This is a genomic window from Brevundimonas alba, assembly GCF_011927945.1.
GTDB classification, from domain to species: domain Bacteria; phylum Pseudomonadota; class Alphaproteobacteria; order Caulobacterales; family Caulobacteraceae; genus Brevundimonas; species Brevundimonas alba.
The window spans coordinates 1,050,009-1,063,199 of the sequence record NZ_JAATJM010000001.1 but is presented as its reverse complement, the minus strand read 5'-3'; the positions used below and the strand labels follow the sequence as shown (position 1 = coordinate 1,063,199).

General features: G+C 68.7%; 17 protein-coding genes. 5 read left to right on the top strand and 12 right to left on the bottom strand.

All coding sequences use genetic code 11. The features are described from left to right. Window positions 1–176: 176 nt before the first annotated feature. The 4 genes from purH to GGQ87_RS05285 form a co-directional block, all read right to left on the bottom strand. Window positions 177–1,781, bottom strand: coding sequence for a bifunctional phosphoribosylaminoimidazolecarboxamide formyltransferase/IMP cyclohydrolase (purH, locus tag GGQ87_RS05300; RefSeq protein ID WP_168045639.1), 1,605 nt, complete (start codon window positions 1,779–1,781; stop codon window positions 177–179). Window positions 1,782–1,913: 132 nt separating this feature from the next. Further along, window positions 1,914–2,783 (bottom strand): restriction endonuclease, encoded by an 870-nt coding sequence (locus GGQ87_RS05295; RefSeq protein WP_168045638.1) that lies wholly within the window; start codon window positions 2,781–2,783, stop codon window positions 1,914–1,916. Window positions 2,784–2,792: 9 nt separating this feature from the next. After that, the gene (locus GGQ87_RS05290) at window positions 2,793–3,128 is read right to left on the bottom strand and encodes a hypothetical protein (RefSeq protein WP_168045637.1); all 336 of its coding nucleotides are present in this window, start codon (window positions 3,126–3,128) and stop codon (window positions 2,793–2,795) included. 85 nt (window positions 3,129–3,213) lie between these two features. Beyond that, window positions 3,214–3,405 (bottom strand): hypothetical protein, encoded by a 192-nt coding sequence (locus tag GGQ87_RS05285; protein ID WP_168045636.1) that lies wholly within the window; start codon window positions 3,403–3,405, stop codon window positions 3,214–3,216. Between the two features lie 116 nt (window positions 3,406–3,521). Here GGQ87_RS05285 and GGQ87_RS05280 point away from each other — a divergent pair, with 116 nt between their 5' ends. Then, window positions 3,522–4,268 (top strand): Crp/Fnr family transcriptional regulator, encoded by a 747-nt coding sequence (locus GGQ87_RS05280; RefSeq protein WP_168045635.1) that lies wholly within the window; start codon window positions 3,522–3,524, stop codon window positions 4,266–4,268. A 10-nt stretch (window positions 4,269–4,278) separates the two neighbouring features. Here GGQ87_RS05280 and GGQ87_RS05275 read toward each other — a convergent pair whose 3' ends face one another. Then, window positions 4,279–4,830: a prolyl-tRNA synthetase associated domain-containing protein gene (locus GGQ87_RS05275; protein WP_168045634.1), complete on the bottom strand. Its 552-nt coding sequence runs from the start codon at window positions 4,828–4,830 to the stop codon at window positions 4,279–4,281. Window positions 4,831–4,880: 50 nt separating this feature from the next. Between GGQ87_RS05275 and GGQ87_RS05270 the strand changes: the two genes are divergently transcribed. Then, window positions 4,881–5,621, top strand: a complete 741-nt coding sequence (locus GGQ87_RS05270) for a DUF6065 family protein (RefSeq protein ID WP_168045633.1) — start codon at window positions 4,881–4,883, stop codon at window positions 5,619–5,621. 40 nt (window positions 5,622–5,661) lie between these two features. Here GGQ87_RS05270 and GGQ87_RS05265 read toward each other — a convergent pair whose 3' ends face one another. From GGQ87_RS05265 to GGQ87_RS05250, 4 genes are all read right to left on the bottom strand, one after another. Next, entirely contained in the window at window positions 5,662–6,210 is a 549-nt protein-coding gene (locus tag GGQ87_RS05265; protein WP_168045632.1) for a CC0125/CC1285 family lipoprotein, read from the bottom strand. A gap of 83 nt (window positions 6,211–6,293) precedes the next feature. Further along, entirely contained in the window at window positions 6,294–6,926 is a 633-nt protein-coding gene (locus tag GGQ87_RS05260; RefSeq protein ID WP_168045631.1) for a LysE family translocator, read from the bottom strand. A gap of 45 nt (window positions 6,927–6,971) precedes the next feature. Next, window positions 6,972–7,631, bottom strand: a complete 660-nt coding sequence (locus GGQ87_RS05255; protein ID WP_209282396.1) for a hypothetical protein — start codon at window positions 7,629–7,631, stop codon at window positions 6,972–6,974. A gap of 112 nt (window positions 7,632–7,743) precedes the next feature. Beyond that, complete coding sequence (locus tag GGQ87_RS05250; protein WP_168045630.1) at window positions 7,744–8,196, bottom strand: translation initiation factor IF-2; 453 nt, start codon at window positions 8,194–8,196, stop codon at window positions 7,744–7,746. 126 nt (window positions 8,197–8,322) lie between these two features. On the opposite strand from GGQ87_RS05250, the gene GGQ87_RS05245 reads away from it, so the two are divergent. Further along, window positions 8,323–9,624: a PQQ-dependent sugar dehydrogenase gene (locus tag GGQ87_RS05245; RefSeq protein WP_168045629.1), complete on the top strand. Its 1,302-nt coding sequence runs from the start codon at window positions 8,323–8,325 to the stop codon at window positions 9,622–9,624. Here GGQ87_RS05245 and GGQ87_RS05240 read toward each other — a convergent pair. From GGQ87_RS05240 to htpX, 3 genes are all read right to left on the bottom strand, one after another. Further along, a complete protein-coding gene (locus GGQ87_RS05240; RefSeq protein WP_168045628.1) occupies window positions 9,606–10,838 on the bottom strand; it encodes an argininosuccinate synthase in 1,233 nt (410 codons plus the stop codon). The two genes, GGQ87_RS05245 and GGQ87_RS05240, sit on opposite strands and share 19 nt — an antisense overlap. Window positions 10,839–10,934: 96 nt before the next feature. Next, a complete protein-coding gene (locus tag GGQ87_RS05235; protein ID WP_168045627.1) occupies window positions 10,935–11,216 on the bottom strand; it encodes a hypothetical protein in 282 nt (93 codons plus the stop codon). A gap of 65 nt (window positions 11,217–11,281) precedes the next feature. After that, entirely contained in the window at window positions 11,282–12,241 is a 960-nt protein-coding gene (gene htpX / locus GGQ87_RS05230; RefSeq protein WP_168045626.1) for a zinc metalloprotease HtpX, read from the bottom strand. Window positions 12,242–12,330: 89 nt separating this feature from the next. Between htpX and GGQ87_RS15365 the strand changes: the two genes are divergently transcribed. Both GGQ87_RS15365 and GGQ87_RS15545 read left to right on the top strand, forming a co-directional pair. Next, window positions 12,331–12,579 (top strand): DUF1674 domain-containing protein, encoded by a 249-nt coding sequence (locus GGQ87_RS15365; protein ID WP_168045625.1) that lies wholly within the window; start codon window positions 12,331–12,333, stop codon window positions 12,577–12,579. 69 nt (window positions 12,580–12,648) lie between these two features. Continuing rightward, a complete protein-coding gene (locus tag GGQ87_RS15545) occupies window positions 12,649–13,152 on the top strand; it encodes a hypothetical protein (RefSeq protein ID WP_168045624.1) in 504 nt (167 codons plus the stop codon). Window positions 13,153–13,191: the final 39 nt, after the last annotated feature.

The window sequence follows — 13,191 nt, the reverse complement described above, 5'->3', positions numbered from 1 at the left end:
ACACTCCCGGAAGCGGCGCCGGCCGCTATCCGGGAGACAGGTCAGACCGGAGTGCGGCCCTTACCCTGCTCCCGGATAATCGCAGGCGATTTCCGGGAGTTCTGCATTGCTTGCGAGCCGTCCCGGCTCTCCGCTTCGCTTCGGCCGGGATGACAATGAGCCCGAGGTGACGACGCCTAGTGCCTGAACACGCGCACGCCGGTGAAGGCCATGGCGACGCCGGCTTCGTCCGCCGCCGCGATGACCTCGTCGTCGCGGATGGAGCCGCCGGGCTGGATGACGGCGGTGGCCCCCGCGGCGACGGCTTCGAGCAGGCCGTCGGCGAAGGGGAAGAAGGCTTCGGAGGCGCAGGCGGACCCTTGCGCCAGCGAGTGGGCCAGACCCTTGGCCTCGCCGGCTTCCCTCGCCCGAATGGCGGCGATGCGGGCGGAGTCGCGGCGGTTCATCTGGCCTGCGCCGATGCCGGCGGTCTGGCCGTCCTTGGCATAGACGATGGCGTTGGACTTGACGTGCTTGGCCACGGTGAAGGCGAACAGCATGTCCTCGATCTCCTGCGGCGTCGGCTGGCGGCGGGTGACGATCTTCAGGTCGGAGGGGGCGATGCGCGAGCGGTCGCGCCCCTGAACGAGGAAGCCGCCGGCCACCGAACGGAACACCTCGCCGGCCGCAAGCGGATCGGGCAGGCCGTCGGTCAGCAGCAGGCGCAGATTCTTCTTGGCGGCGAAGATGGCCTGGGCCTCGTCGTCGGCGCCGGGGGCGATGACGACCTCGGTGAAAATGTCGGTGATCAGCTTCGCATCAGCGCCGGTCAGCGGCCGGTTGACGGCGACGACTCCGCCGAAAGCGGAGACGGCGTCGCACTCCAGCGCCCGGGCATAGGCGGCGGTCAGGTCGTTCCCGACAGCGACGCCGCAGGGGTTGGCGTGTTTGACGATGACGCAGGCCGGGGCCTCGAACTCGGCGACCAGCTCATAGGCCGCGTCGGCGTCGGCGATGTTGTTGTAGCCGAGCTCCTTGCCCTGCAGCTGGCGCGCGTTCGAGACGCCGGGCCGCGCGTCGCCGGTGCGGTAGAAGGCGCCGGTCTGGTGCGGGTTCTCGCCGTAGCGGAGGGTCTGGGCCAAGGCGCCCGAGATCGAGCGGCGGGCGGGTGCGGCGTCGCCGACCTGTCCCGCGAACCAGCCGGAGACGGCGGCGTCATAGGCGGCGGTGCGGGCGAAGGCGCGGGCGGCGAGGCGTTTGCGCAGCTCCAGCGTCGTCGCGCCGTCAGCCTTCAGGGCGTCCAGCACCTCGTCCAGTCCGGTCTTGTCGACGCAGACGGCGACATAGCCGTGGTTCTTGGAGGCCGAGCGGATCATGGCCGGGCCGCCGATGTCGATGTTCTCGACCGCCGCCTCGAAGCCGCCACCCGAAGCGACCGTGGCCTCGAACGGATAGAGGTCGATCCAGGCGATATCGATGCCGCCGATGCCGTGCTCGGTCATGGCCTGCGCATGAGAAGGCTCGTCGCGCACGCCCAGCAGGCCGCCGTGCACCACCGGGTGCAGCGTCTTGACCCGGCCGTCCATCATCTCGGGGAAGCCGGTCAGGTCGGCCACGTCCTTCACCGGCAGGCCGAAGCCGGTGATGGCGGCGCGGGTGCCGCCGGTCGAGACCAGTTCGACGCCGAGGTGGTGCAGGGCGCGGGCCGCCGCCTCCAGTCCCGTCTTGTCGCTGAGCGAGATCAGCGCGCGGCGGGGCGCCACGCGGTCGGGCGCGGGCGGAAAGTCGGGAGCGGCGGGCATGGCGGCGTCCGTGTCTGTGCTGGGAGTCGGGGAGACGGGGCGGCTCTAGCATTGTCGGCGGGGGGAGAGAACTGCGGAGGTCACAACATTCGTGCTCATTGCAACAGAGTCGCCTGGCCCAGACACGGGTCCCTAGAACAGCTCGCGCACCGGAATGAAGGGCCACCCCGTTTCCACAGCGCGCCGCGCCTTGCGATCAATGACCTCATCGAAGGGAATGCGGCGATCGAGCGCGTCGTAGATGTCGTTGCCGTTCATGCAAATCGTGCGCTTCCCTCTTCCGAATGCCTCAAGGCCTCCGTCAGTGAAGCCGTTGTAGCTAACGAACAAACCTCGCGCCCACGGTGCCTTGCTCCCCAACTTGCCCTCGAAAATGAGCAAGTCAGCTTGGCCTGTTGGTTGTTGATGCCACTTCGCCTCAAGTAGATAGGTGTCGCCTCCTAGGACGAAGCTGCCATCGATCTGTTCGCCACGGTTCTCGAACGGAGTACGTGGCTGGAGACGATACGCGGCGAAGAGGGACCGAAGAAACTTCTCAAATGCATAGCCGCGAGCATGGGGGTCCATACTGCTCAGCGCTAAGAGTTCCGCCTTGAGGACGTCGAACCGAGCGTGATCGAACGCTGGCTTTGGGCTTTGTTGTGGCGTCGCAGCCGCCGGACCGCCGCCGAGTCGAGCGACAAGGGTGAGATAGCGCACCTCGGCATTCGGCACCGGATCTTCACGGCCAGTGCGCATCAAGAAATCGACACGATGCTCCCAAAGCGCACGCAGGGTCTTAAGCGCGGTGGTGTCATCGACAAGCTGGAGAAAACGCCTGAGGCGCTTGCCCTTCGAGGTGCCCACGTCGGAATAGCGATGGTCCTCGATATCGACATCGAGCTCCGTCGCAAAGAACTCCATAAATGACGCGTCGCTGAAATCTAGGACGTATCCCGTGCCCCGTATGAAATCCACGAGGTCGGAAACGATGTTCAGTTCGAGGGTCCGGAGGCTGCTCATAAGCTTGGCTTACAGGCCGGAATTGACGTTCTGACAGCCGAGATCGTCCATTAGCGCGCGATACTCGTCCGCCTTGATTAGCTGCATCTCTTCGATCGCGACGGCTTGGGCCCTGCTTAGGTTTACGCATTGCTCAAGCGTCGGATTCTGGTTGATCGGCCTCTTCAGCTCGGCGATCTGGCTCTGCAGCTGAGCGATCTGAGCTGATTGTATTCCGGCGTCGCGTTGACCGACGGCCCATGATCCGACCCAGCCCGCCACAATGCCGATTATCGTGGTCACGCCCACCACAACAGCGATGTGGTCCTTGAGGGTGTTTAGAAGGGTTTGCTTACGCGGAGCCATGGGATGATATCGCAGATCAACGATACACAGCCAAGCTGCTGAGTAGGCCGGGTCAGCATCTAGTTGTTTCGCAAAACCCGGCGCCCTAGCGCCTGTCTCCGCCTTTTCGCGCCCGGTCCGCGGCGTCCATCATGCGGATGCCGGAGATGTCGGCCTCGTCGGGGGTCATGTGCATCGGCTTTTCGGGCGGATTCTGGACCACCACCACGGCGTCGCGGGCCGTCGGGTTCAGGGGACCCTTGCGGGGATTGTCGGAGGGTTGCTGTCTGTCCGGCATGGCGCAAAAACACGCTGCATAAAGTCGGGTTCCGGACTCAGGTTAGTGATCCAAACGCGATCATCGGACGTAATGCCGCCCCTGAGCGAGACAAAGGCTGAGAGGCTCTGCGGCGTATGACCGGAAATCATCTGCTGGACACGATGGCGGCGGCGGACCGCGAGCGGCTGCTGACACGGGTCAAGAGGGTCGCCTTCGGGCAGGGCGAAACGCTCGCCGAGGCCGGGGCGCATGTCGCGAAAGTCTGGTTCCCGGTCTCCGGGGTGGTGTCGCTGGTGTCGCCGTTCGAGGACGGGTCGGCGGTCGAGGTCGCCTCGATCGGACGGGAGGGTGCGGTGGGCGCCCTGGCGGCGTGTGGCGCCGGCGTCTCCTCGATGCGGGCGATGGCCAAGCATCCGGGCGAGGCGTGGGTGGTCGACGCCCGCACCTTCTGTTCGGTGCACGACGGCAGCGCGTCTTTGCGCCGGACCATCGCCCACTACAGCGAGGTGATCCTGACCGAGGCGAGACAGGAGATCGCCTGCCGGACCCGTCACTCGACCGACGCGCGGCTGGCGCGGACGCTGCTGGAGCATAGCGACCGCTCGGGGACCGACGCCCTGCCGATGAGCCAGGAGCTGCTGTCGAGCCTCGTCGGCATTCAGAGGACCACGGTCAACGCCGCGGCCCGGACGCTCAAGGCGAGCGGCGCGATCCGCTACAGCCGCGGCGTGATCGAGGTGGCGAGCCGGGCCCGTCTCGAGGGGCAGGCCTGCGAGTGCTACGCCGCCATGCGCGCGTTCCGCAACGCGATGACGCGGCCGGAACCGGACGAGGCGGGTAACGATGACGGGCCGCAGACGAGAGACGCGTCGCGGGCCTGATGGGCCGCCGTCAGATCGTCAGCTGGTCGAAGTCCACCACCACCGGCTCCCGACCGATCAGCGACAGGAATTTGCGGAACTCCACCTGCCCCAGCGCCGTCGTCGCGGTATTGGTGAGCGGGTGGAAATTGACGATGTCCGCGTCCCACAGCGCCTTGTCGAGGACGAAGGTCACGCGCTCGTCGGGGTCGTTGATCAGGGCGAGGGCCGTAACCGAGCCGGGGCGGACGCCGAGGGTTTCGTAGAGGAGCGCCTCGTTGCCGAACGAGAGGCGGTCGGAGCCGATGGCCTTCGGCGCGCGCTTCAGGTCGACGACCGTGTCCTGCCGGGCCGAGATCAGCCACAGCCGGCCCTTCTTGTCCTTGAGGAACAGGTTCTTGGTGTGGGCGCCGGGCATGGCGGCCTTGAGCTCCAGCCCCTCCTCGACGCGGAAGACGGCGGGGTGGTCGGTGGTGGTCTGGGCCACGCCGTGGTCCGCCATCCACGCCAGCAGGCGGTCGCGGTCGAAGAGCGGCGCAGTCTCCGCGAGGCCTGTGTCGGCGTTCGGCTTGTCTTGGGTCATGGGGCGCAGCTAGGGATGAGGACATCCTCGATACCGTCCGGAGCGCCGCCGTGGAACTGGAATGCTACCCGATGTCGGACCAGCCGTGCGACCTGGTGCCGGGACGGCAGCCGCGCGACTGGATGGACGCGTTTCCGAGCCGGCATCCCTATCGCTGCCTGCCGCTGACCATGGCCAATACGACGGGCTGGGAGATCCTGTGCCCGATCAGCTTCACGGCGGAGTGGAACGGCGGGCCGAGCCAGAACGACATCGTCATCACCCCGGACCGGCACGCGCCGAACCTGCACCACATCGTCACCTCGCATTTCTCGCGCGGGGTGATCACCCTGCATCCGCAGTATCTGTTCCGGACGCCGCCGGGCTGGGGCCTGCTGGCCACGGGCGCGCCCAACCACATCAAGGACGGCATCGCGCCGCTAACCGGGCTGATCGAGACGGACTGGCTGCCGTTCCCCTTCACGATGAACTGGATCTTCACCCGGCCGGGACGGATCAAGTTCGAGCGGGGGGAGCCGTTCTGCTTCATCACCCCGATCGAGCACCGCAAGGCGGAGGCCTTCGATCCGGTGATCCGGTCGCTGGAATCCAATCCGGTGATGAAGGGGCAGTTCGAGGCCTGGAACCGTCAACGGACGGACTTCAACAGGCGGCTGGCGTCGGGCGATCCGGACGCGGCCAAGGAGGCGTGGCAGCGGTTCTACTTCAAGGGCGAACTGCCCGAGGAGCTGGGCGCGGCGCCGCAGACGCACACCAACAAGCGCCGGCTGAAGACGCCGAGGCTGGGGTAGAGAAAAGCCCCTCCGCCGAGGGCGAAGGGGCTTTCCGGTCTTACATCTGACGCGGGACGCGGGGGCCGAGGTTCTGGATCACCTCGCGGGCGTCGAAGGCGTTGGGGTCGCCGGCCGGCTTGGGCCCGTCGCCGACCACGATCTCGGCATTGGCCTCGAAGCGGTCGATCTCGCGGACATCCATGCTGGAGCCGAACGGATCGGCCCACGGGCTCCACAGACCGCGGCGGTAGTAGCGCCACGAGGGACCCCAGTACGGGCGGTACCGGTCGTAGTAGAACGGATCCGGCGAGGCGGCGTAGCGCACGTCACGGTCAGTGGCGCGGTTGACCGTGGCGAACCAGTCGTTGCCGCTTTCCAGCGTCACCTCGGCGGCGCGCAGGAGCAGGCCCATCTCGACCTGTTCACGCGAGGTCACCGAATTGCCGGCGAAGGCGACACGGAAGCGGTTCTGGTCGACACGGAGGTCGGAATAGCCGTAGCGGCTGCCCTGTCCGGCCGGGCCGTAGGGGGTCGCCGTCGCGCAGGCCGACAGGGCCAGCGCCGCCGTCACCGCGAGCAGGACGGGCTTGAGGACGCGAGTCTTCATCTGAAATCTCCTTGAGGCGCCCATAAAGCGCCTTTCCTGCTGAACGGCACATGAACAACGCGGTTCCGCCGTCGGACAAGCCCTTATAATCTTGAGACAATAAGCACTGACGCCGCCAGAAGCAGGCCGCCGGTGGCGAGGGCGAAACCGCGCCTGAAACGCGGCTCGGACATGCGCCGCGCGAGGGCCGCTCCACCCAGACCGTAGGCGGACATCGACAGCACGTCCATGCCGATGGTGGCGAGGGCGAACAGGGCCAGCTGGGGGGCCGCAGGGCGGCTGACATCGAGGAACGGCGGCAGGACGGCGGTGAAGAACAGGATCGCCTTGGGGTTGGCGATCTGCACCATGAAGCCGTCGAACAGGGCGCTTCGGCCGAGCCGGATGGTGGGGGCGTGCGGGTCGGCGGCGGTGCGGAAGGCGCCGCGCAGGGCGTTGATCCCCAGCCAGGCCACATAGAGGGCGCCGGCGATGGAGACGAGGCGGAAGACCTGCGGGAAGGCGACGACCAGGGCGCCGAGACCCAGCGCCGCCGCGCCGAACCAGACCAGGGTGGCTGCGTTCATGCCGACGACGCCGGCGAGGGCTCCGGCCGGGCCGCGCTCGACCCCGTTGGCCACCGAGAACAGGTTGGCGGGCCCGGGCGTCACGGCCATGACGGCCATGACCCCGAGGAAGGTCAGATAGAGGTGCGGATCGACGGGCAGGCCGGACATGGCCGCCGTGTCGCGTCAGCGGGTTCCGCGGTCAAGCGGGAAGCGTCAGTCCTCGTCGGCGGCCTCGGGCGCCTCGTCGGCGACATCGATGTCGACCTCGACGTCCGCGGCGGCCTCGGCGAGGTCGGCCTGGGCTTCGTCGAGCGAGTCGAGCGCCTCGCCCACGGCGTAGTCGGCCATCAGGCCGTAGGTGGCCATATGCTCCGGATCGTTGGAGGCCCAGGAGCCGTTGGCGGCCATGCCCTCGGCGCCGGCGAGGGCGCCCTGCAGCACGCCCGAGGCGGCGACCTCGGCCATGGCTTCGGCGGTGATGGCCTGGATGTCGACGCCCTGGAGCGCCTCCGTGGTGATGGCGGCGACGTCAACGGAGGCGAGCGCCTCGGCGACAACGGCCTCGATGTCGACCTCGGCGAGGGCCTCGGCGGCGATGCCGGAGGCGTGCTGGGTCGCGGCGGCGGTGAAGGCGTTCACGTCGGGCTGATATTCGGTCCAGAGCGCCGCGATGCGGACCTCGCGCTGGGCCTCGGTCAGGCTCTTGTCGGCTGAGATGGCCTCGGCGCGTTCGCCGAAGGCTTCCATGCGGGCTTCGAAGACGGCCGCGGCGGCCTCGAGGGCGGCTTCGGACGAACCCTTGGCCTCCTGGGCGACCGCGGTCGACAGGGGCAGAAGGGCGAGGGCGGCGGCGAGAGAGAGGGCCTTGATCATGGCGGGGCTCCTGAAGGACCCGATCAAAATCCGCCGAACGCCGTCCCGCCTCAAGTGAAATCGCGGTAAGGCGGCGGCCGGGGTGACCGCCGCCTCATCCGCATGGGAGAAATTACTGGGCCGGAGCGGCGGCCGCGGCCGTCATCGAGGCGAGGGCCTGGTCCCGCATCTGCGCCGGAGCGCCCTTGACCTGGGCCGAGATCATCGGACCCATGGCGACCATCTGGGCGCGCTGCTCTTCGGGAGCATTGGCCATCTGGCTGGTGATGAAGGCTTCCAGCTCGGTGGCGAAGGTGTCGGCCTCGGGCTGGTATTTGGCGACGATGACGTCGAGCGCGGCGGTCGCGCGGGCCTGATCGCCGTTGGCGGCGGTGACGGCCGCCTGCATCTCGCCGCCCATGGCTTCCATGCGGGCGCCGAAGGCTTCGCCCTTGGCCTCGAAGGCGGCCTGGGCCGCGGTGTCCTCTGCGCTGGCGGCCGGCGGAGCGGCGGGGGCGTCCTGGGCGAAGGCGGGCGCAGCGAAGGCGAGAACGGCCGAGGCGGCGAGAATGATACGGAGAGACATAGAGGGTTCCTGATACGTCGAAGGAGCCCATGCTCCTGCCCGCAGGGTGGCGCCAAACCACGGCGGAGGCGAGGCCATTTCTGACGGCGGCGGTTCGCGCTAGCGTCGGTGTAGCAGGAGGGGCGCATGATCCGACGGATCGCGATATTGGCGGCGCTGGTCGTCGGGAGCCTCGCCGCCCCCGTCGCCGGTCAGGGCGCGAGCCATGTCTACGCCGTCTCGGGCGACTGCGGCGGACGGCCTGCGACGGCGGTGCGGATGGCCGAGGGCTATTGCCTCGGGCGGGTGTGGCAGCGGACCGGCGGCGAGGGGCCGCGGATGCCGCGCGGCCTGCTGGAACTGCCGGACGGCGACTGGCTGGTCACCGACCTCGGCGGCTGGGAGGCGGGGCGCGGGGCCCTGTGGCGGATGAGCCCGGGCGGTAACGGGGCCGTGCGGTGGACCCGGCTGATGCGCGGCCTGTCTATGCCTCACACGGTGGCGACCGGCCCCGACGGGCGCGTCTATGTCGCCGAGATGAGCCGGATCTTCGCCGTCGATCCGGCGCGGCCCGAAGCGGTGACCGCTGTGATCGATGGCCTGCCTGACAACCGGCTGCACGAAAACCGCCATCCGCTGTCCAGCTTCGTCTTCGACCGCGACGGCGCCCTGCTGGTCAATGTCGGCGCACCGTCGGACCGCTGCCTCGACGCGGCGGGCGCGCCCCGACGGACCGCGCAGGGCCAGTGCGTCGAAAGCGCCGAACAGGGGATGGTGCGGCGCTATGGCTATCTGGGCGGCGGGCGCTGGAGCCGCGAGTGGACGGCGTATTCGACCGGGCTGCGCAACTCGGTGGCCATGGCGCGGCATGCGTCGGGGGCTGTCTATCAGGCCGAGAACTCGGTCGATCTGACCACGCCGGACCGGCCGTTCGACGAGATCAACCAGTTGCACGCGAGCGCCGATTTCGGCTGGCCGTATTGCACCGACATGGGCGCGGCCCTGCCCGGCTGGACCGCGCGCCGGTCACGGTGCGGCGAGCGGACCGCGCCGGTCTCCCTGCTGCCGCCGCACGCGGCGCCGCTGGCCATGCTCTACTATGACGGGCCGATGTTCCCGGAGCTGCGCGGCCGGATGCTGATGAGCTGGCACGGCTATCGGCGGGCGGCCGGGAGAGTGGTCGCCATCGAGACCGACGCCGCGGGCGCGCCGATGACGGACAGCCGCGCCCGCTACGCCATCTATCCGCACGGCAGCCTGCCCTACCCGGCACAGGCGCCCGCGCCGCGCGCCCGGGTTCTGACGCCCGGCTGGGACACGCGGGCCGGCGTGCACCCGCGCGGATCGCCCGCCGGCCTGGCGGTGGCGCGGGACGGCTCGATCTGGATCGCCGACGACCGCGCCGGCGCCATTCTCAGGATCGCGCGGACTCAGCCTTCGCCGCGCTGATCCCGCTTGCCGAGCACGCGCAGGCGCAGCGCGTTGAGCTTGATGAAGCCGGCGGCGTCCTTCTGGTCGTAGGCCACGGCGCCGTCCTCGAAGGTGACCAGTTCCTGATCGTACAGGCTGTTCGGGCTTTCGCGGCCGATGACCGTCGCATTGCCCTTGTAGAGCTTGACCCGGACCGTGCCCGAGACCTTCGTCTGCGAGTGATCGATGGCGGCCTGCAGCATCTCGCGCTCGGGCGAGAACCAGAAGCCATTGTAGAGCAGGTGGGCGTATTTGACGGCCAGCTCGTCCTTCAGATGCATGGCGCCGCGGTCGAGGGTGATCGACTCGATGCCGCGGTGCGCCGCCAGCAGGATGGTCCCGCCCGGGGTCTCGTAGACGCCGCGCGACTTCATGCCGACAAAGCGGTTCTCGACCAGGTCGAGGCGGCCGATGCCGTTGTCATGGCCGTACTGGTTCAGGGCCGTCAGCAGGGTCGCCGGGCTCATCGCCTCGCCATTGACCGAGACGGCGTCGCCGCGCTCAAAGCCGATGGTGATGACGGTGGGCGTATCCGGCGCATCCTCGGGCGAGAGCGTCCGCTGGTGCACGAACTCGGGGGCCTCGACCGCCGGATCCTCCAGCACCTTGCCCTCGCTGGAGGAGTGGAGAAGGTTGGCGTCGACGCTGAACGGCGCCTCGCCGCGCTTGTCCTTGGAGATCGGGATCTGGTGCTTCTCGGCGAAGTCGAGCAGGTGCTCGCGCGACTTGAAGGCCCATTCGCGCCACGGGGCGATGACCCGGATGTCCGGCTCCAGCGCATAGTAGCCGAGCTCGAACCGGACCTGATCATTGCCCTTGCCGGTGGCGCCGTGGCAGACGGCGTCGGCGCCGACCATGCGGGCGATCTCGATCTGGCGCTTGGCGATCAGCGGCCGCGCGATCGAGGTGCCGAGCAGATACTGGCCCTCGTACAGGGCGTTGGCCCGGAACATGGGGAAGACGTAGTCCCGCACGAACTCCTCGCGCAGGTCGTCGATGAAGATGTTCTCTTCCTTGATGCCGAGCTTCAGCGCCTTCTCGCGCGCCGGCGCCAGTTCCTCGCCCTGACCGAGGTCGGCGGTGAAGGTCACGACCTCCGCGCCGTATTCGGTCTGCAGCCACTTGAGGATGATCGAGGTGTCCAGTCCGCCGGAATAGGCGAGCACGACTTTCTTCGGCGCGGGAAGCGGCATGGCGGGTCCTTCGGCGAACGCGGGGAGGCGTTGCAAGCGTTGCGCGCGCTTAAAGGACCAGACGCCCCGCGATGCAAGGGCGTGATTGCGGCGGTCTCACTCCGGAGAAGGTGCGCCGGGGCGGCGCCGGAAATACTTCAGATTCTCCCAAAGCAGCCGGACGCCCGTCCTGACGAACAGGAGGCTGAAGATCGCCAGCCCGAAGACTGGCCCGACATCCGACAATGAGGCGAGGCTCAAATCGATGGGATTGCTCTTCCAGCGGCTGACCAGCTGCCAGATGAACGCCACCGGAAAGGCGCTGCCCAACAGGCTGATCATCAGACCGTTCAGAAGGCCGGCGGCGGCGTCTTCAGCGGTGGCGGGGTTCTCGGCCATGGGGGCAGCCTAGCATCCCGTTGATGGGCGACAAACCGGGCCGTCTGCTGGATGGGGATGCCTTGTCAGCCCCAAGGCCCGGCTGTCCGCGACGGCGTGGCCGGGACGCTGGTGGCGGCCGGTCTCTGGATCGGGGTCGCCACAGGCGCCGTCGCGCGCGGGGTCAGACCCATTTTCGTCCCGAGCTCCATCAGAGCCCGCACCCGGTTGCCCGTCGCCGGGTGGGTGGAGAACAGGTTGTCGGCGCCGCGGCCCGCCAGCGGGTTGATGATGAACAGCTGGCCAGAGGCGGGATTGCGCTCGGCGACGGGGTTGTGGATGCGCTTCGACCAGGCCTCGATCTTCTGCAGGGCCGAGGCGAGGGCGGCGGGGTCGCCGGCGATTTCGGCGCCGACGCGGTCGGCCTCGTATTCGCGTGTGCGGCTGATGGCCATCTGCACCAGGCCGGCGGCCATGGGGGCGAGGATCATCAGGGCCAGGGTCCCGACGATGCCGCCCGGCCGCTCGCGGTCGTCGCCGCCGCCGAAGAAGAGGGCGAAATTGGCGAGGGCGGCGATGGCGCCGGCGACGGTGGCGGTCACCGTCATGGTCAGGGTGTCGCGGTTCTTCACATGCGCCAGCTCGTGCGCCATGACGCCGCGGATCTCGTCGCGGGTCAGCATGTCGAGCAGGCCGGTCGTGGCGCAGACGGCGGCGTTCTGCGGATTGCGGCCGGTGGCGAAGGCGTTGGGCTGGTCGTTGGGGATGATGGCGATCATCGGACGCGGCAGGCCCGCGGCCCGCGCCATCTGCACAACGTCGGCGACATAGGTGCGCACCACCGCATTGGGGTGCTGCTCGTCGACGGGCTGGGCCCGGTACATGCGCAGCACGATCCTGTCGGCGTTCCAGTAGCTGAACAGGTTCATCCCGGCGGCAAAGACCAGGGCGATCAGCATGCCGGTCGCGCCGCCGATCAGATAGCCGATGCCGACGAACAGCGCGGTCAGCGCGGCCAGCAGGGTGAAGGTCTTCAGGTGGTTCATCGGTGATGCGGTCTCGGGTCGGGACTGGCGGAGGGAGCGCCGCGGACTAACTTGTGGAGTCGCCGGCTTTGGCTCAAGGCAGGACCGCTGTGACCGATCATCCCACCCCAGACATCGCCGAGGCCGTGACCGACGCGCCCGCCTTCAATGCGGACGTGCCCCACGCCACCCCGGAGCGCCCCCTGAGCGAGGCCGCGCGGCGCGCCCTGCTGGAAGCGGCGGAACGTCGCGCCTCGGGTGGCGAGAGCGCGCTGCAGCCCGAGCACGGCGGCCCGCGTGGGCCCGAGCCGACCCGCTATGGCGACTGGGAGAAGAAGGGGCTGGCGGTCGATTTCTGAGGCCGCGCCGGCTCCATAGAACCGCGGCGGACGAACGGCGTTAACCCTGTCGCACAGGAGCCCGCCGTCATGATCCGCACCCTCGCCGCCGCCGCAGCCCTCGCCGCCGTATCGCTCGCCGGAGCGGCTTCGGCCCAGACCTGGGGGCAGCCGATCTACGTCACCCCCTATGGCCACGTCGTCGGCGGGACGCCGCTGTCGGAGGTCGAGACCCGGTCCTATGTGAACACCGGCCGCTGGGCCGACGGCTATTCGGATCAGGCCTACGTCTATGTGCCGGCGCCGGTCTATGGCGAGCGTTACGGAGGGCGCTACGGCGGGCGCGGCTACGGCTACGACGCCCGCTACGGCTACGACGCACGCTACGGCCATGGCCACGATGGCTATGGGCGGAACTACGGCTACGGCGAGGGCTATGGCCGGTCCGAGCGGCGCCCCTATCAGGGCTATCGCGACGAGTGGGGCTACAACGACGACCGCCATCCGTCGGCGCGGGGGTGGTCGCGCGAGCGGCGGGACCATGGCCGGGATCGGGATTGCGGCTGCGGAGACGTCTATCTCTACGACCGCTGAGGTGGTTCAGGGTTAATTTTGACGCCTCCCGGGGAAAGC